A 17168-nucleotide genomic window follows, 5' to 3' on the forward strand; every position below is an offset into this window, starting at 1 on the left:
GTGCCTCAGGTTTTGTTTATTATTCTTAACGCCTGTGTATAACTTAATTCCCAATTGAAATCAAATTGTTGAACTGGTCTTGCGCTGCGCGATCTGCCGTATCACTCTTGATCTGTCAGAAAAGGGGTAAGAGGCATAATGAACAAAACCACGAGCGGCGCGGATATTGGCGTCTATGGGTTGGGGACGATGGGCTCCGCTTTGGCACTCAATCTGGCAGATCACGGATTTGATGTGGCGGTTTGCAACCGAGAGAGCGATTGGGTTGCCGCGTTCATCGACGAAGCGGGGCCCTTGGCAAAAAAACTGACCGGCACCCAGACGCTTGAGGACTTTGTCAAAGCCATCGCACAACCGCGCAGCATCTTGTTCATGATCCCCTCAGGTGCACCGATGGATGCGATGATTGAGGCGATCACCCCCTTGTTGAGCGAGGGTGACACGATCATTGACGGCGGCAACGCTGATTTCAACGCAACGCGCCGCCGGTCCGCTGCAATGGCGGAATTGGGATTGCACTTTGTTGGAATGGGCGTGTCCGGGGGCGAAGAAGGCGCACGCCACGGGCCGTCCCTGATGGTGGGCGGGTCCGACCATTCGTGGCAGCAACTGCGACCGATGGTTGAGGCGATTGCGGCCAGATTTGAGGACGATCCTTGCGTGGCGCATCTGGGGCCGGACGGTGCCGGGCATTTCGTAAAGACTGTGCACAACGGCATTGAATACGCCGATATGCAAATGATCGCAGAGGTTTACGGGTTGCTGCGGGATGCAGGCGGGCAGCGGGCCGAGCAGATCGGGGCGCTCTTTGAGCGGTGGCAAGAGGGGCCGTTATCTTCGTATCTGATTGAGGTGTCCGCGGCGGCGCTGCAATCGACGGACAGCAGGACCGGCAAGCCGATGGTTGATGTGATCCGCGATCAGGCCGGACAAAAGGGCACAGGACGCTGGACGTTGATCGAAGCCTTGAAGATGGGACAATCAGCCAGCACCATTGAGGCTGCGGTGGGCGCACGCGGGTGGTCGTCTGAAAAAGACACCCGCTTGATGGCCGAACCGCTGTTGGCGGCAGGGGTGCAGGACGTGGATATGCCCGGCGATGAAGATCTGGAAATGGCACTGCTGGCGGGGCGCATTCTGGCCCATGCGCAGGGGTTTCGCATCTTGTCGGCGGCCTCCGAGGAATTTGAATGGTCGCTCGACATGGCGCGGATATCCGAGATCTGGCGGGCCGGGTGCATCATTCGTTCAGCGTTGTTGGATGAGTTTGCGGATGCGTTTCGCAGCGATTTGCCTGCCGGTCACCTCATCCTCGCGCCTGCGATGCGTATGCGATTGGCAGACAGCATCGGTGCCCTGCGCCGGGTTTTTGCGGCGGGCGTTTCATTGGGTGTCGCCCTGCCCGCGCTGTCGGCATCATTGGCATGGTACGACACAATGCGCCGGGGACGTGGCACCGCCAACCTTATTCAGGCACAGCGTGATTTCTTTGGGGCGCATGGGTTTGAACGGTTGGACGAAGAGGGCAAGTTTCACGGTGACTGGAACGCGTTGCCCTGATCTTACCCAAATGGATCGGTGGGATAGGACACCCCGGCCAGATACAATCCATGCGGTGGGCACACCGTGCCACAGGCCGCACGGTCGCGGGCATCAAGGGCGGCCTGGACATCCGCAGGGGTCCATGACCCCGCCCCGACAAGTTCCAGCGTCCCCACAAAGCTGCGCACCTGATTGTGCAGGAACGACCGCGCGCGAACGTCAAAATGCACTTCGGTTCCGGCAATTGTCTCCACCCGCGTCACACGAAGATGATCCAGCGTCTTGACGGGGCTGTCGGCCTGACAAATGGTCGACCGAAACGTCGTGAAGTCATGTTTGCCCAACAAGATGTTCGCGCCCGCCTGCATCGCATCCACATCCAGATCATTTTTGACCTGCCAGACCAGACCCGCCTGATGGGTCGCCGGGGCGCGGCGGCATAGGATGCGAAAGAGGTAGCGGCGTTCAAGTGCTGCGAAGCGCGCGTGAAAATCATGCCCTACCGCGGCACAATCCACAATCGCAACGGGCTGCGGTTTGAGGTGGTAATTCAGCGCCTCTGACAATCGAAAAGGGTCCCATTGCGCGGTCATGTCACAATGCGCCACCTGACCCAAAGCATGTACGCCCGCGTCGGTGCGCCCGGCGGCGGCGATCTTGTGATCGCGCGGTTCCAGTTTGCCCAGCGCCGCCTCAACCGCACCCTGCACCGAAGCGAGCGATGTCTGCCGCTGCCAACCCACAAAAGGCGCGCCGTTGTATTCAATTTTCAGGGCATAGCGGGGCATTTGCAGCGTCTAGCGCGGTCCCCTCCTTCTGGCAATCCCTGTGCCGGCCCCTTATGTTGCGTCCAGGACAATTTTGAGGCGGGTGCAGTTTTGGTTATCTCACGCATTGCCGATGGCATCTGGCGGCAGGTTGAGGCGGTGCAGGACACCGTGTCAGAGACCTTTTTCGAGCCGGTGATCCGGTTGGGCGTGACCGGGCTTGCGCGGTCCGGCAAGACGGTCTTTATTACTTCGCTTGTAGCAAACCTGCTGGACCGGGGGCGGATGCCGGGGCTTTTGGCCGCATCCGAGGGCCGGATTGAGGCCGCGTTTTTACAGCCACAGCCCGATGACACCATCCCACGCTTTGATTATGAGGCGCATCTGGGGGCGCTGACCGGTCCAACGCCACATTGGCCCGACAGCACACGGGCCATTTCGGAACTGCGATTATCGCTCAAGGTGCGGCCCAATGGGTTGCTCGCGGGCCTGCAGGGGCCGCGCACCATTCACCTTGATATCGTGGACTACCCCGGCGAATGGCTGCTTGATCTTGCGCTTATGGACATCAGTTATACCAACTGGTCAGCGCAGGTTCTGGGGCGCATTGAGACCCGTGAAGAGGCGGCCGAGTATCGTGCGTTGGTTGCCAAAACGGACCCGCAAACCAAGCTGGAAGAAACGGACGCCAAATCATTGGCCGCATCCTTTGCCGCGTATCTGCAAAGGGCGCGGGCCAGTGGGTACTCCGATTGCACACCGGGGCGGTTTTTATTGCCCGGTGATCTGGCAGGATCGCCGGTCCTGACCTTTGCACCGCTTCCCGGGGCCGATACCGGGCCGCGCGGGTCGCTGATCCGGGAAATGGCGCGCCGGTTTGAGGCGTATAAGCGACAGGTCGTTTTGCCGTTTTTCCGGGACCATTTTGCGCGCATCGACCGTCAGGTGGTGCTGGTTGACGCATTGGGTGCCATCAATCAGGGTCCACGTGCGGTCGAGGATCTGCGCACTGCAATGGCCGAGATTCTTGCGGCGTTTCGGCCTGGTCGCAATGGATTTCTGAGCAGTCTTTTGGGGGGCAAGAGGGTTGAGAAAATCCTGTTTGCGGCCACCAAGGCGGATCATTTGCATCATGTACAGCACCCGCGCCTGACCGCGATCATGGAGGCATTGACCCGTGAGGCCCGCGACCGGGCGCAATACGCAGGTGCAGGCACCGCAGCGATGGCAATTGCATCGTTGCGTGCAACGACCGAGGCCACGATGAACCATGACGGCGAGACATTGGAGGTGGTGCGCGGCACCCTGCTTGAGACCGGCAAAGAGGCTGCTTTTTATCCCGGTGATTTGCCGCAAGACCCTGCACATCTACTTAATCCGGCGAGCAAGGGTGCGGAAAAATGGCTGGATCAGGATTATCAGGTGATGCGCTTTGCCCCGGCTCCCCTGAACCTCAAGCCCGGTGACGGACCGCCGCATATCCGGCTGGACCGGGTGGCGGAATTTTTGATTGGGGATCGGTTGTGATCCAGCTGCGCGCGGCACGCACGACAGACGCTGGCACCGTCGGCGCGATATTGTCGGAATTTGCGGAGACAACCAGCTGGATGCCGAGCCTGCATACGCGGGCCGAAGACATCGCGCATGCCGGCCATTTGATTGACCTGGGTTGGGTGACGGTGGCCGAACGCGACGGGTGTGTGGTGGGGTTCATTGCCAGCGATGGCACCGAGATTGATGCGCTTTATGTGACCCGAAGCGTCAGGGGACAAGGTGTTGGATCGGTGCTTCTCAATGACGCACGGTCCAAGGCGACGCATCTGAGCCTTTGGACGTTTCAGGCCAATGTGCGGGCGTGCGCGTTTTATGAACGACATGGGTTTGTCGAGGTGGCCCGCACCGATGGCAGCAATACGGATGAAAAACTGCCCGATGTGCGGTTTGAATGGAAAGTGGAGGCCGCGTGATGGCAAAAGGACCCGTCCTTTTTGATCTTGAAAAAGACAGCAAACCGCGTCCGGCCGTGTCAGAGGCCCCTCCGGTTCCGGATCTCATGGTCCCTGCGCCGCAGGGTCAGGCGATGCAGATCGCAGCGCGGTTGGCGGCGCGCAAACCCTCACTGTTGATGCGGCTCTTTTGGGCGCTCGGTGGCGCGCTGGTTGGGGCGCTTGTGTCCATCGCAGCGTGGAATTTTGTGACCAACCTGATCGCGCGCTATCCGGTGCTTGGCTGGGCGATGACAGTGCTGATCGCCGCATTTCTGCTGGTGCTGGCGCTGATATGTTTGCGCGAGATAGCGGCATTTGGTCGGTTGGCGCGGCTTGACGGATTGCGCCATGAGGCCGGTGAAGCATTGGCGCAAGGGGATTTGACGGCGGCCCGCAATGTGACTGACCATTTGGTAAACCTTTATAAAGGGCGCGAAGACACCCGCTGGGGCCGGGACCGTCTGGCAGAATTGCGCGGCGATCAATTGGATGCACAAGGATTGCTGGCGCTGGCGGAAGTCGAGCTGCTGGCCCCGCTGGACCGCGCCGCCAGCCGCGAGGTTGAAGCCGCCGCCCGGCAGGTTGCAACGGTCACCGCGCTGGTGCCGATAGCGCTTGCAGACGTTGCCGCGGCCCTGACCAGCAATTTGCGGATGATCCGGCGCGTGGCCGAAGTCTATGGTGGGCGGTCAGGGTTTTTCGGATCTTGGCGGCTGACCCGTGCGGTGCTGTCCCATCTGGTGGCCACCGGGGCCGTGGCGGTGGGTGATGACATGCTTGAGCCAATCCTTGGTGGGTCATTGTTGGGCAAGCTAAGCCGCCGCTTTGGTGAGGGGCTGGTAAACGGGGCACTGACCGCCCGTGTTGGCGTGGCCGCGATTGAAGTCTGCAGGCCATTGCCGTTCGCAGCCGAAAAGCGCCCCAAAGTGCGCAGTATCATCAAGCGAAGCCTTGGTGGGTTGTTTGGTCAGGGAAAGGAAAGCTGATGGAAAGTTTTGCTGACGATCTGGCCACCATGGTGCGCACGCCGTTGAGCCAAAGCCACGTCGCGGCGATGCGCAAGGTCGGGACCATCAGCGACTTCAAGACCGGCGAAATGGTGCAAGAACCGGGCGCTGCGATGGATCAGATGCACTACGTGCTGGAAGGCGAGGTTGAGGCCGTTGACCCGCGCACGTCCGAGCGGATGGGCAATGCAACACTTGGCGCGGGCCAGTTTTTTGGCGATCTGCAGTTTTTGTCGGGTGGTGTGTCGTTGGCTGGTGCACGCGCTGTCATGGACAGCAAGGTTCTGTGTGTGCCGCGTCGGGACATGCTGAGGCTGATGTCGGACATGCCGGAGATGAGCGATATTGTTGTCACCGTTCTGGCGGCAAGGCGCAGACGGGCGGTTGAACAGGCTGACAGTGCGCTGACGCTGCTGGGGGGTGAGGAAAGCGCTGACATTCGGCGGATTGCCAGTTTTGCCGCCCGCAACCGAATTCCCTACCGCGAGGTGGCGATCACGTCTGAAGAAGGCAATGATCTGGCCGCGCGTTGTCAGATCGACCGGGCCTATCCGGCAGTGATTTTTAGGAAAGACCAGAAAATCGAACCGCACACACCAGAGGCCGTTGCCGCAGTGATCGGTCTGGGTCTGGCGGTTCAGACGGATGATCTTTTTGACGTGCTGATTGTTGGAGGCGGGCCATCTGGTGTGGCTGCCGGGGTCTATGCCGGAGCAGAAGGTCTGAGCGCGCTTGTGTTGGAGGATATGGCCATCGGCGGACAGGCCGGCACATCCAGCCGCATCGAAAATTACATGGGCTTTCCAACCGGCATTTCGGGCGGTGATCTGGTGGGGCGCGGTGAGGTGCAGGCGATGAAATTCGGCACCCGATTTGCCGTACCACACCGGGCGACAGATCTGACCCAGTGCGAGAAGAAGCGGTTTCATGTGGCGCTGGAAAATGGCCAGTCTGTCAGTGCGCGCAGCCTGATTGTGGCAACAGGGGTGCAATATCGGCGCATGCCTCTGGATCGGTTGGAAGAGTTTGAGGGGGCGGGCGTTTATTATTCCGCAACCGAGGTTGAGGCGCGGTGGTGCAAAGGATCGGACGTTGCAATCATCGGTGGCGGTAATTCTGCAGGTCAGGCCGCGATGTATCTGACGCGCTATACCACCCATGTGCATGTGTTGGTGCGCGGCCCGTCGCTGGCGTCGTCGATGTCGGATTATCTTTTGAGCCGTCTGATTGCGCATCCCAACATCACCGTGCACACCCAGACGGAAGTGACGGAATTGCACGGCGAAACCGGCCTGAATGCGGTCAAACTACATGATCGTCTGGGCGGTCAGGACTGGACGCTGAAGGTGGCCGCGCTTTTTATCATGGTGGGTGCCGCGCCAAATACCGACTGGTTGTCAGGATTGGTTGATCTGGATGACAAGGGATTTGTGCGCACCGGGCCGGAGGTCGGCGGTGCCACGCAGTATGAGACATCCTTGCCGGGTGTGTTTGCCGTTGGTGATGTGCGCGCAGGGTCGGTCAAGAGAGTGGCCAGCGCCGTGGGCGAAGGATCAGTGGTCATGTCCGCAGTGTGGGCGCATGTGAATGAATGATCGTTACACCCCCCGGGGACGACAGTGCACGTGGCGATTGTTGACGGTATTTGAGAAAGGGTGAAGCGATGGCCTTGGGGCTTGTCGGGACCGGGGCCGCTGCTTATAAGCGCCGTATGACCCGTTTTGCTGCGATCATTATTCGAATTACAACCCCGGCGCTCTGATATTTTGAGACGCCGGGCTTGAGGTGTTTGAGCCGCTCGCACCCAGATCATCCATCACGTAAAAAGATTTGCCAAAGGACGCCCGCCATGTGCGCCGATACGCCAGAAACACACGACTATAAATCAACGCTGAACCTGCCCAAGACAGATTTTCCAATGCGCGCGGGGTTGCCCAAACGCGAGCCGGAGTGGTTGGCACGCTGGGAGAGGATTGGGGTCTATGATCGGTTGCGGGAGAAACACGGCCGCACGCCGTTCACACTGCATGACGGGCCGCCCTATGCCAACGGCCATTTGCACATTGGTCACGCGCTGAACAAAACCATCAAGGACATGATCGTGCGCAGCCATCAGATGATGGGGTTCGATGCGCGCTATATCCCCGGTTGGGATTGTCACGGGTTGCCGATCGAGTGGAAGATCGAAGAACAGTACCGCAAGAAGGGCCGCGATAAGGACGACGTGCCGATCAACGAGTTTCGCAGTGAGTGTCGCGAATTCGCACGCGGTTGGGTGGACATCCAGCGCGAGGAATTCAAGCGGCTGGGCATCACCGGCAATTGGGCTGATCCATATCTGACAATGGATTTCCACGCCGAGCGGGTGATTGCCGAGGAGTTTATGAAGTTCCTGATGAACGGGACGCTCTATCAGGGGTCAAAGCCGGTGATGTGGTCGCCAGTTGAGCAGACAGCCCTGGCCGAGGCTGAGGTGGAGTATCACGACAAGGAGAGCTTTACGGTTTGGGTTAAGTTTAATGTTGATCAGCAAGGATACGATCCAAATGACCCAGCGCGCCATGATAATGTTGATCTGATGGACGCTAAAGTCGTGATCTGGACGACTACGCCTTGGACCATGCCATCGAACAGAGCCGTCGTCTATGGACCGGACATTTCTTACGGATTGTATGAAGTCACTTCTACACCTGAAGAATGTTGGGCCTCGGTAGGAGAGAAATTTCTGCTGGCCGATAATCTTGCCGCCGACGTTCTGGGCCGCGCGCGCCTTGAGGATGATATGTGGAAACGCGTCCGAGATGTTACGGCGGACGAATTGTCTGGGCTGTCGCTCAAGCACCCGCTCGCTGGTTCCAAAGGTTCCAACGGCGAATGGGACGACCTGCGCGACTTCCGCGCTGCCGATTTTGTCACCGACACCGAAGGCACAGGGTTCGTGCATTGCGCGCCGTCTCACGGGTTGGAGGAATATGAGCTCTACCGTGACCTTGGCATGCTGGAACAGGTGATCACCTACAACGTGAACCCCGACGGGCGGTTCCGGGATGATCTGCCGTTCTTTGGGGGCAAGGCGATCCTGAAACCCAATGGCAAGGAAGGCAACGCCAATACTGCTATCATCGACAAGCTGATTGAGGTTGGCGGGTTGTTGGCGCGTGGCAAGATCAAGCACAGCTATCCGCATTCTTGGCGGTCCAAAGCACCGGTGATCTATCGCAATACGCCGCAGTGGTTTGCGGCGATTGATAAGGTCGTGGGTGATGGCTTGGACATGCACGGGAAAACCATCCGTGAACGGGCGTTGACCGAGATCGACAATGTGAACTGGGTGCCTAAGTCCGGGCGCAACCGTCTGTATTCGATGATTGAGGCGCGGCCCGATTGGGTGTTGTCGCGCCAACGCGCGTGGGGTGTGCCGCTGACCTGTTTCACGCGAAAGAATGTGCTGCCAACCGACGAGGGGTTCTTGTTGCGTAACCCGGAGGTCAATCAGCGGATCGTTGACGCGTTTGAGGCGGATGGCGCGGATGTTTGGTATGCGGAAGGGGCGAAGGAACGGTTCTTGGATGGCATAGTCAACCCCGATGACTACGATCAAGTCACCGATATTTTGGATGTGTGGTTTGACAGTGGGTCAACCCATGCCTTCACCCTGCGTGACCGCCCCGACGGCACCGAGGACGGCATTGCGGACGTCTATATGGAAGGCACCGACCAGCACCGCGGTTGGTTTCATTCATCGCTGCTGCAGTCCGTTGGTACCACAGGCCATGCACCCTACCGCAATGTTGTGACACACGGGTTTACGTTGGATGCCAAGGGCATGAAGATGTCCAAAAGCGTCGGCAACACCATCGTGCCGGAAAAAATCGTGCAGCAATATGGCGCGGACATCTTGCGGCTTTGGGTGGCGCAGACGGATTATACGGCGGACCAACGGATCGGCGATGAGATCCTGAAAGGGGTCGCTGACAGCTATCGCCGTTTGCGCAACACCATGCGCTATATGCTTGGGTCGCTGGCCGATTTCAGTGAGGCGGACCGGGTCGATCCCAAGGATATGCCAGAGCTTGAGCGGTTGATCCTGCACCGGGTGGCAGAGCTGGATAAGGTCGTGCGAGACGGCTATGCCAAGTTCGACTTTCAGGGCGTGTTTCAGGCGGTCTTTACCTTTGCGACGGTTGATCTGTCGGCGTTTTATTTCGATATCCGCAAGGATGCGCTTTATTGCGATGGTGATACATTGCGGCGGCGCAGCGCGCGGTCGGTGCTGGATATCCTGTTCCACCGTTTGACGGCGTGGTTGGCCCCAGTGTTGGTGTTCACCATGGAAGAGGTCTGGCTTGAACGGTATCCCGGGGAGGAGAGTTCCATTCACCTGACCGATATGCCTGAAACACCGCAGGCATGGCTTGATGCGGAACTGGCAGCGAAATGGGCCAAGGTACGGACCGCACGGCGTGTGGTGACCGCGGCGCTGGAGGTGGAGCGTACCAACAAGGTCATTGGCGCGTCGCTTGAGGCGGCCCCGGTGGTCTATGTTTCGGATGCAGATCAGCGCGCGGCACTGCAAAGCGTGTCGTTTGAGGATGTGAGCATCACATCTGATATCACGGTGAGCGGCGATGCCGCCCCGGCAGAGGCTTTCCGCATGCCGGAAACCGATGGGGTGGCGGTAGTCTTTGCCAAGGCGACTGGCGACAAATGTGAGCGTTGCTGGAAGGTCTTGCCGGATGTGGGCACGCATGCCCATGCAGGCGTATGTGGGCGCTGTGACGCAGCGGTTTCGTGATCCATGGCGGCGCGGCGCAAAACCAAACTGCCCGCGCCCTACTTGCGGTCCCTGCGGCTGAAAGACCCGGATGCGCCCCTGCCGGGGGCGCTATCCCTTTAGCCTACCTTGGGTGAAAGAAGGTTTTGAGCTGACCCTCGTCGAACCCGTGACGATACTGATGGGTGAAAACGGCTCTGGCAAATCGACATTGTTGGAGGCGATTGTGGTGCCGGCAGGATTTGCAACATCGGGTGGCGGCAATTGGGCGGGTGGTGATCTGTCGCTCGAAGCAGAGGATGCCGAGACATTGGCCGCAAGTATGCTGGCCGGATGGCTTGCCTATGACGATAGCTGATGCACAATAATCTGTTGGTTCGATCCGCTTGCAAGTGCCGGGGTCCTGCAAGCCGCAGGAAACGGATTGAGCGCGTCGCGGCACCGGTGCATGATGTTGGCATGAAATACCGCACTGTTCCCACGCAATTTGGCAACCTGACCCTGACCGAAGAGGCGGGGGCGATCACGGCGTTGGGCTGGGCGCGCAGTGCGCAGCAAGACGCCTCTGATCTACTGGATGAAGCGGCGGCGCAATTGGCCGCCTATGCCGCTGGTAAGCGCGCGGTTTTCGATCTTCCGTTGCGGGTGACGGGCAGCGATTTCCAGCGGGATGTTTGCAGTGCGATGTCGTCAATCCCCTTTGGCCATACGGTGACCTATGGTGATATCGCCAAAAAGTTGGGTGTGCCTGCCCAAGCGGTGGGGCAGGCCTGTGGCGGCAATCCGATCCCGATCATCATACCGTGCCATCGGGTGATGGGGGCCAAGGGGTTGACCGGCTTTTCAGGTGCGGGTGGGGTTGAGACCAAGGTGGCCTTGCTGCGTCATGAAGGGGCGGCGGGTCTGTTGATTTAGATTATGCGATGCGCTTAAAGCGACGCATCGTGGGGGTGACGGCGCACCAGACCGAGCATGGCGACCAACCCGACCAATGCCAGGGGCAAGCAGGCCAAAAAGAGGATACGCGCCACATTGCCGGCATCGTCCGGGGTCTGAATGCTGAGGAATCCCGACGCATTTGCGATGATCCCGATATAGGCCGCGCCCAATGCATATCCGATCCGTTGCATTGTCGGGATCGCCCCGGTGATGCGCTGCATGTCTTCTTTTGGGGCAACAGCCGTAATGCGCCTGAGAATAAAGGTATAGGCCAGCCCGAAACCGCCCCCTTCGGCCAATGCACAAACTGCGATCAGCCAGACCGGCCCGGCTGGTAAGGCATAGACAAAGCCCGCAATGCTCAGCGTGGTCACAGCCATTCCAATGGCAATCCAGATCCTGTCAAAACGTTCCGGTGAGCCGCTGACGCTTACGGCGGCCAATGTCCACCCGATAGAGGAGCAGGCCACCACGTACCCGGCGGTCAGGGCCGACGTGCCGTGCACAACCGTCATCAGCAAAGGGCCATACGCGGTGATCGCCACCGTGGCCATCGGCAACATCATGAGCATCAGCAGGGTAGCCCCGGTGGCATGGCGCGGATCAAGCGGCGCGTGAGGCAACAAACGGTCCGGCCCGGCAAGCCCGTCACGCCGGAAGAACCAGATCAGACAGAGGACGCCGGCACCGATCAACCCGCTGGTGCGCAGGGCCTCGACCCGCACCCCACCATATGAGATCAACACGACAGCAAAGCAAAGCAGCGCCAGCCGCGACAGCGGAAAACGGGTGTCGGTTTTACCCTGTTCAAGCGTGGCAGTTTCCTGGCGCAGGGCGATCCAGGCGGACAGCATGAAGGCAAGCGTTGCGAAGAACCAAAAGCCCAGACGCCAGTTGGCATATTCAACAAAAAGACCACCGATCAGCGGTCCCAGAAACGCAGACATGCCCCAGAACGCCGACACGACCGCCAGTGCGCGGGCGGCGTAGCGACGCGGAAAAAGCACGCCGAGGGCAACAAAACACATTGCCACAAGGCCGCCTCCGCCAAAGCCCTGCAAGGCGCGGCCAATCAACAGCAGGCCCATGTTGGGGCTGATCGCGCTTGCGGCGCAGCCTGCGCCAAACAGAAATGCCGCAATGCTCATCGGGCCGTGCAAGCCGTAACGCATGGTGATCAACGCGCTGGCTGCCCCGGCAACAATCGACCCGATCTCGTAGATCGAAACGGTCCAGCTGACAAAGGCCGCGCCGCCGATATCCGCAATCATGGCGGGCAGCATGGTTGCGACAACCAAACTGTCTGCTGCGTGCAGCCAGACACCAAGGCTGACAAGTGCAAGCGATGCGGTGTAGCCACTGGTCAAAAATTCGCGCCAGGGCACATATTCGTCGGGCTTTTCGCTGGCTGCAGCGGCATGTTCGGACATAACAACCTCGTTCTCAGGCATCTGTGATGGGGCCTGAACCTAGGTTGAGGTCAAGAGATATCTTTGCGCCGTGCCTTAGTCGCCTTTTGCCGGGATCATCTGCTGAACGGCACCTGCGCAGATCAGATAGATTGAGGTGATCACCAGCCCCCAATGCGCCCAGCTTTCCGGATGGAAGTCGACCCAGGCGGCCCATCCGGCAAAGAATGTCCACCCCAGCGCCATCGGCAAAGTGATGTTGCGCCAGCGTTCGGTGCGCACCGGGTGCACAAATTTGATCGGGATGAACATGGTGATGGCGAGGATCGTCACGATGATCAGGCTGACCCACCATTCGGGTTTCAATGCAAACAACACCAGCACCAGCATGTTCCAGCAGCCCGGAAAGCCAGAGAACGAATTGTCCTTTGTTTTCATGCGCGTGTCGGCGAAATACATCGCCGAGGCGAAGGTCACGATGATGATCATGGCCCAACCGCTCCACCCGTCCATCAGGCCGGAGCTAAAGAGGGCAAAGGCCGGGATGAATACATAGGTGAGATAGTCGATGATCAGGTCGAGCAGCACGCCGTCAAATTCAGGCGCATTGGTTTTCACATCATACCTGCGCGCCATTGGCCCATCGATTCCATCGACGAAAAAGGCCACCACCAGCCAGAGGAACATCAGGTCCCATTCAAGCTCGACGGCGGCAAGCATTGCCAACATGGCGAAAACGGCACCTGTGGCGGTGAAGAGGTGAACGAAGAGGGCACGCATTTGTATGGTCATGGGGCAGCTTTGCCAAATCTGGATCGGGGATGCAAAAGGAAATGGGTTCCCGGTAAAATTGTTAGGCTTTGATGGGGTCTTTGCGCACGTGGGGAAAATCACCTGTGGCGATATACGCTTCTTCCTCTGGTGTGGAGTGGCGGCCCAGAATGGGATTGCGGTGCGGATGTCGGCCAAAGCGTTCGATAATGCTGCGAACACTTTGGTGCTGGGCGCGAAATCTGTCACCAAGTGGTGCGAGAACCGCGGGTAACCCGAGAATCGTGCGCTCCATGACAGGTTCCAGGGCATCCATGCGCTCAAGATGGTCGGGGCCTTCACAATGGGAAATGGCGATATGAAAGAAAACCTGTTCCCATGGGGCCAATGTATCGAAGTCGCCATTTCTGATGCCATCCAAGGCCAGTCTTGTCGCCTTGATATCTTGGGCGAAAGCAGCAGGCGTATCGCGCCAGAGCGAGCGCGGGAACTGATCAAGCACGATGAGCAGCGCAAGCCGGCCGCGCGGGGTGTCCGCCCAATGATCAAGATGGCCCGTCGCCGCGGCAAGCGTCATTTCGGCGAAGTTGGCGATGATGGTGGCATCCATTCCACCCTGCATGCGTTCTTCCCAAAAGGCACCGTGGCTTTCCATGGATTTCTGATGCCCGGTATGGGGAAACCACAGGTTCAGGACGGATTGCGGTTCGTGAAGAGTGTTCAACATACAAAATCTCAATTTTTGGGGCTTAAATTGGGGAAGATTAGGCAGCACTGCACTGTGTGGCAACCCAAGCTTTCCGAAACCAGTTTTGGGCCGGGGGAAACATCATGCACGCGCAAGGCATTGGGTTGACGACCCAGCCGATTCCAACTAAGTGCTGCGAACCAATTTCAGGGTTGCCGAAGTGCGGCCCCCGCTTCACGTGTTGTGCCGGATCGCTGGCGTACCACGAAAACAAAAGGATGAACCCATGTCGCGCGTTTGCGAATTGACCGGAAAAGGCCCAATGTCGGGCAACAACGTAAGCCACGCGAACAACAAGACGCGTCGCCGTTTCCTGCCGAACCTGAATGACACCACATTGCAGTCCGAAGCGCTGGGCCGTGGTTTCAAACTGCGCATTTCAGCCGCTGCATTGCGCAGCGTTGATCACCGTGGCGGTCTGGACAAGTTCTTGGCCAAGGAAAAGGACACCAACCTGTCCGCCAATGCGCTGAAGATCAAAAAAGCCATTGCGAAATCAAGCGCAACTGCCGAAGTACTGAGCTAAGCTCCGCCTCTTTCGCAAGCCAGAATTAACGCAGCCCCGGTCCGCAACGGCCGGGGCTGCGGCGTTATTACGCCTCGTTTCCGGCAGGGCGCTTTGGTAGACTTGGTTCATGACGTTGCGCAGCATAATCTCTTTTGCGTTGGCCCTGATGCTGGCATTCACCAGCCAGAGCATGGCTGTCGCACGCGGTGCATCCGCGGCCACCGGGCAAATGGTACTCTGCACCGGAACCGGGCCGGTTGCGGTCTATATGGACGCATCCGGGCATCCGACCAGTGCACCGCACATCTGCCCTGATTCAGCATTGAATGTGATCGTGGTTGGCCCGGCAGCTGATGTGATGTCACCGGCGCGGATCGTTCAATTTCATCACCTCATTGCATTGGCCGCGCGCGATGCGCCAGCCACGCCGAATCCGGCCCCCCCGTCGCGCGGCCCGCCTGTCGTGATCTGAAAAACACAATTTCCAGATTAATAACAGGACACACCCAATGAAACTCACACGATACTTTGGCGCAGCGATTGCTGCTGCGATTCTTGCAACCACATCAGCATTTGCCGGTGAGATGATGATTGAAGATCCCTATGTGCGCGCATCGACGCCCACATCCAAAACAGGGGCGGCGTTCATGACATTGATGAATCAATCAGACAGCGATGACCGTCTGATCGCGGCATCCTCGGAGGTGGCGGGCCGCGTTGAGCTGCACACCCACATCGAGGACGCAAACGGCGTGATGCAAATGACCGAGATTGAAGGCGGCATTCCGATTGCAGCGGGAGAGGCGCATGTGCTGAAACGTGGTGGGGATCACGTGATGTTCATGGGGCTGACTGGGCCACTTGAGCAGGGGGCCGAAATCACCGTGACGCTGACGTTTGAAAAGGCAGGCGATGTTCAGGTGCAAGTCCCGGTCGATCATGAACGCAAGCCCGATCATAGCGCGATGGGTAACTGAATTTTGGTGGTGGGCCCATCGCCCACCACCCTCACTTTTTCAGCAGTTCATCCACCCATGTCGTCACGGTTTGTGATGCAGGCCCGGTGCGGTGTTCGGCAAACTGGCTGCCCACCGACGACCGTTCCAGATTAAACTCAAGAGTATGCGCGCCCGCGCGCCGTGCCTCGGCCACAAAGCCCGCCGCCGGATAGACGTTGCCGGATGTGCCGATGGCGGCAAAGATGTCGGCGCTGGCCAGATGATCAAACAGCGCATCCATGTCATAGGGCATTTCACCGAACCAGACGATATCGGGCCGCGCTGCAGGTGCTGCGCAACTGGGGCAGGGATCGCCCGGTGCCATGACCATGGCGGCAGGCCAGCGGTGGTCACACACGGCACAAAGCGCGCCTTTGAGGCTGCCATGCATATGCATGACGGTCCCGGAACCGCCCCGTTCATGCAGGTCATCGACGTTCTGGGTGATTACGATGACCTCGCCCTGATGCTCAGCCTCCAATCGGGCCAAGGCCCTGTGCGCGGCGTTGGGTTCGACCGTGGCGGCCTGCGCACGCCGGGCGTTATAGAAATCAACCACCAGCTTGGGGTCGCGCACAAACCCTTCGGGCGTGGCCACATCTTCGACACGGTGCTGCGCCCAAAGGCCGTCTTCGGCGCGAAAGGTCTCAAGACCACTTTCGGCGGAAATGCCTGCGCCGGTCAGAATCACGATCTTGTGCATCTTTTTGGTCATGGCGTGTCCTCGATCAAATACAGGCTGTCGGTGAGCCATGGCAGTTTGGCAATGGCGGGGGCGATCATGTGGTCTTGCAGCAAGCGCCGCATGGTTTGGGCAATATCACGCGGCACCGGCCCAGACCATTCCGCACCGGCAAAAAGCGAGATGCGGCGCGCGACATCGGGATTTGGCAGGGCAAAGGCCTGCATCCCGTCATGGAAGCGCGCGGCGCGCATATACCCCAAGGGTGTGGTGATCGCCCAGCCCATGCCGCGTGCGACCATCGCCATTAGGGCAAGATGGCTGCCGATCTCAAACTTTGTTGGCAGGTTGATGCGTTGTGCGGTCAGGTGGTCGTTGATCTGACTGGCAATCAATTGTTCGGTTGCATAGTGCAGAAACGGCAACGGGCCCTGCTGCGCCAACAGCGATTGCGCGGTGTGATCGCCGTCTGCAGGGGCCACGATGATAAAGGGATCGCGCGCAAGCGGGTATGCGTCAACCGCGTCAATGGGGCCATCGGCATGTGCAGAAACCGCCATCTGCAAGGTCTGGGCCTGCACGGCCTGGATCAATTCATAGCTGCCCGCCGTGATCATGCGAAACCGACACCCGGTCAGGCTGTCGCCCAGAATGGTCGCAAGGCGCGGCGTGACCGTGTCGTCGAAATCATCAATGATGCCGAGGCTCAGCTCTTCCAGATGGGCAAGGTCCATCACGGTTACATCGCTTTGTGCCTGCCTGAGTTCCGACAGGGCCACCGCCGCGCGGCGCAGAAACATCTGGCCCGCAGTGGTCGGTTGCATGGGTCTGCGGCTGTGATCAATCAGCGCTACCCCCACGGCCGTTTCAAGGTTGCGCATCTGCTGGCTGACCGCAGGCTGGCTCAACCCGGTGATCTGAGCAGCCTGAGCCACCGAACCCGACTGTGCGAGCGCCTCGAATACTTCGATCCCGCGCAGCGTCAACCCTTTTCGCAGCATTGCGCCGCCTCCCTGTCATTTCAGGTTTTGTGAA

Annotated in this window: 17 protein-coding genes; 11 read left to right on the plus strand and 6 right to left on the minus strand. The window is 59.2% G+C overall.

Annotation, left to right across the window (positions count from 1 at the left end):
* Window positions 1-138: 138 nt before the first annotated feature.
* A complete protein-coding gene (gene gndA / locus C1J02_RS04585) occupies window positions 139-1560 on the plus strand; it encodes an NADP-dependent phosphogluconate dehydrogenase (RefSeq protein WP_114877538.1) in 1422 nt (473 codons plus the stop codon).
* A 2-nt stretch (window positions 1561-1562) separates the two neighbouring features.
* Here gndA and truA read toward each other — a convergent pair whose 3' ends face one another.
* The gene (gene truA / locus C1J02_RS04590; RefSeq protein WP_114877539.1) at window positions 1563-2330 is read right to left on the minus strand and encodes a tRNA pseudouridine(38-40) synthase TruA; all 768 of its coding nucleotides are present in this window, start codon (window positions 2328-2330) and stop codon (window positions 1563-1565) included.
* A 90-nt stretch (window positions 2331-2420) separates the two neighbouring features.
* On the opposite strand from truA, the gene C1J02_RS04595 reads away from it, so the two are divergent.
* The 7 genes from C1J02_RS04595 to C1J02_RS04625 all read left to right on the plus strand — a co-directional run bounded on the left by C1J02_RS04595 (window position 2421) and on the right by C1J02_RS04625 (window position 10993).
* Window positions 2421-3836, plus strand: coding sequence for a YcjX family protein (locus C1J02_RS04595; RefSeq protein ID WP_114877540.1), 1416 nt, complete (start codon window positions 2421-2423; stop codon window positions 3834-3836).
* A complete protein-coding gene (locus C1J02_RS04600; RefSeq protein ID WP_254693203.1) occupies window positions 3833-4276 on the plus strand; it encodes a GNAT family N-acetyltransferase in 444 nt (147 codons plus the stop codon). The genes C1J02_RS04595 and C1J02_RS04600 overlap by 4 nt, the downstream gene beginning before the upstream one ends.
* Window positions 4276-5283, plus strand: a complete 1008-nt coding sequence (locus tag C1J02_RS04605) for a YcjF family protein (RefSeq protein ID WP_114877541.1) — start codon at window positions 4276-4278, stop codon at window positions 5281-5283. The genes C1J02_RS04600 and C1J02_RS04605 overlap by 1 nt, the downstream gene beginning before the upstream one ends.
* Window positions 5283-6899 carry an FAD-dependent oxidoreductase gene (locus C1J02_RS04610; protein WP_114877542.1) on the plus strand — a complete coding sequence of 539 codons (1617 nt, stop codon included), beginning with the start codon at window positions 5283-5285 and terminating at the stop codon, window positions 6897-6899. Before C1J02_RS04605 ends, C1J02_RS04610 begins: the two co-directional genes overlap by 1 nt.
* Before the next feature lie 254 nt (window positions 6900-7153).
* Window positions 7154-10099 (plus strand): isoleucine--tRNA ligase, encoded by a 2946-nt coding sequence (gene ileS / locus C1J02_RS04615; RefSeq protein ID WP_114877543.1) that lies wholly within the window; start codon window positions 7154-7156, stop codon window positions 10097-10099.
* 112 nt (window positions 10100-10211) lie between these two features.
* Entirely contained in the window at window positions 10212-10436 is a 225-nt protein-coding gene (locus tag C1J02_RS04620) for an AAA family ATPase (protein WP_162798223.1), read from the plus strand.
* A 101-nt stretch (window positions 10437-10537) separates the two neighbouring features.
* Window positions 10538-10993 carry a methylated-DNA--[protein]-cysteine S-methyltransferase gene (locus tag C1J02_RS04625; RefSeq protein WP_114880375.1) on the plus strand — a complete coding sequence of 152 codons (456 nt, stop codon included), beginning with the start codon at window positions 10538-10540 and terminating at the stop codon, window positions 10991-10993.
* Between the two features lie 14 nt (window positions 10994-11007).
* Here C1J02_RS04625 and C1J02_RS04630 read toward each other — a convergent pair whose 3' ends face one another.
* The 3 genes from C1J02_RS04630 to C1J02_RS04640 all read right to left on the minus strand — a co-directional run bounded on the left by C1J02_RS04630 (window position 11008) and on the right by C1J02_RS04640 (window position 13924).
* Window positions 11008-12468, minus strand: coding sequence for an MFS transporter (locus C1J02_RS04630; protein ID WP_114877545.1), 1461 nt, complete (start codon window positions 12466-12468; stop codon window positions 11008-11010).
* 54 nt (window positions 12469-12522) lie between these two features.
* On the minus strand, window positions 12523-13218 hold the full coding sequence (locus C1J02_RS04635) for a phosphatidylcholine/phosphatidylserine synthase (protein WP_114877546.1): 696 nt from the start codon (window positions 13216-13218) through the stop codon (window positions 12523-12525).
* A 61-nt stretch (window positions 13219-13279) separates the two neighbouring features.
* Window positions 13280-13924: a DUF924 family protein gene (locus tag C1J02_RS04640; RefSeq protein ID WP_114877547.1), complete on the minus strand. Its 645-nt coding sequence runs from the start codon at window positions 13922-13924 to the stop codon at window positions 13280-13282.
* A 247-nt stretch (window positions 13925-14171) separates the two neighbouring features.
* Between C1J02_RS04640 and rpmB the strand changes: the two genes are divergently transcribed.
* The 3 genes from rpmB to C1J02_RS04655 all read left to right on the plus strand — a co-directional run bounded on the left by rpmB (window position 14172) and on the right by C1J02_RS04655 (window position 15430).
* Entirely contained in the window at window positions 14172-14471 is a 300-nt protein-coding gene (gene rpmB, locus C1J02_RS04645; RefSeq protein ID WP_114880376.1) for a 50S ribosomal protein L28, read from the plus strand.
* A 109-nt stretch (window positions 14472-14580) separates the two neighbouring features.
* Window positions 14581-14925 carry a hypothetical protein gene (locus C1J02_RS21115; protein ID WP_254693204.1) on the plus strand — a complete coding sequence of 115 codons (345 nt, stop codon included), beginning with the start codon at window positions 14581-14583 and terminating at the stop codon, window positions 14923-14925.
* A 37-nt stretch (window positions 14926-14962) separates the two neighbouring features.
* Window positions 14963-15430: a copper chaperone PCu(A)C gene (locus C1J02_RS04655; protein WP_114877548.1), complete on the plus strand. Its 468-nt coding sequence runs from the start codon at window positions 14963-14965 to the stop codon at window positions 15428-15430.
* 31 nt (window positions 15431-15461) lie between these two features.
* On the opposite strand, the gene C1J02_RS04660 is transcribed toward C1J02_RS04655, so the two are convergent.
* Window positions 15462-16154 carry an NAD-dependent deacylase gene (locus tag C1J02_RS04660; protein WP_114880377.1) on the minus strand — a complete coding sequence of 231 codons (693 nt, stop codon included), beginning with the start codon at window positions 16152-16154 and terminating at the stop codon, window positions 15462-15464.
* A gap of 8 nt (window positions 16155-16162) precedes the next feature.
* Window positions 16163-17134 (minus strand): LysR family transcriptional regulator, encoded by a 972-nt coding sequence (locus C1J02_RS04665; RefSeq protein ID WP_114877549.1) that lies wholly within the window; start codon window positions 17132-17134, stop codon window positions 16163-16165.
* Between the last annotated feature and the right edge of the window lie 34 nt (window positions 17135-17168).

The organism is Sulfitobacter sp. SK011 (genome assembly GCF_003352065.1).
GTDB lineage: Bacteria > Pseudomonadota > Alphaproteobacteria > Rhodobacterales > Rhodobacteraceae > Sulfitobacter.

Coding starts and splice junctions, on each gene's coding strand:
- gndA (WP_114877538.1), top strand. CDS start 139: ATGAACAAAACCACGAGCGGCGCGGATATTGGCGTCTATGGGTTGGGG.
- truA (WP_114877539.1), bottom strand. CDS start 2,330: ATGCCCCGCTATGCCCTGAAAATTGAATACAACGGCGCGCCTTTTGTG.
- C1J02_RS04605 (WP_114877541.1), top strand. CDS start 4,276: ATGGCAAAAGGACCCGTCCTTTTTGATCTTGAAAAAGACAGCAAACCG.
- C1J02_RS04610 (WP_114877542.1), top strand. CDS start 5,283: ATGGAAAGTTTTGCTGACGATCTGGCCACCATGGTGCGCACGCCGTTG.
- ileS (WP_114877543.1), top strand. CDS start 7,154: ATGTGCGCCGATACGCCAGAAACACACGACTATAAATCAACGCTGAAC.
- C1J02_RS04625 (WP_114880375.1), top strand. CDS start 10,538: ATGAAATACCGCACTGTTCCCACGCAATTTGGCAACCTGACCCTGACC.
- C1J02_RS04630 (WP_114877545.1), bottom strand. CDS start 12,468: ATGCCTGAGAACGAGGTTGTTATGTCCGAACATGCCGCTGCAGCCAGC.
- C1J02_RS04635 (WP_114877546.1), bottom strand. CDS start 13,218: ATGACCATACAAATGCGTGCCCTCTTCGTTCACCTCTTCACCGCCACA.
- C1J02_RS04640 (WP_114877547.1), bottom strand. CDS start 13,924: ATGTTGAACACTCTTCACGAACCGCAATCCGTCCTGAACCTGTGGTTT.
- rpmB (WP_114880376.1), top strand. CDS start 14,172: ATGTCGCGCGTTTGCGAATTGACCGGAAAAGGCCCAATGTCGGGCAAC.
- C1J02_RS21115 (WP_254693204.1), top strand. CDS start 14,581: ATGACGTTGCGCAGCATAATCTCTTTTGCGTTGGCCCTGATGCTGGCA.
- C1J02_RS04655 (WP_114877548.1), top strand. CDS start 14,963: ATGAAACTCACACGATACTTTGGCGCAGCGATTGCTGCTGCGATTCTT.
- C1J02_RS04660 (WP_114880377.1), bottom strand. CDS start 16,154: ATGCACAAGATCGTGATTCTGACCGGCGCAGGCATTTCCGCCGAAAGT.
- C1J02_RS04665 (WP_114877549.1), bottom strand. CDS start 17,134: ATGCTGCGAAAAGGGTTGACGCTGCGCGGGATCGAAGTATTCGAGGCG.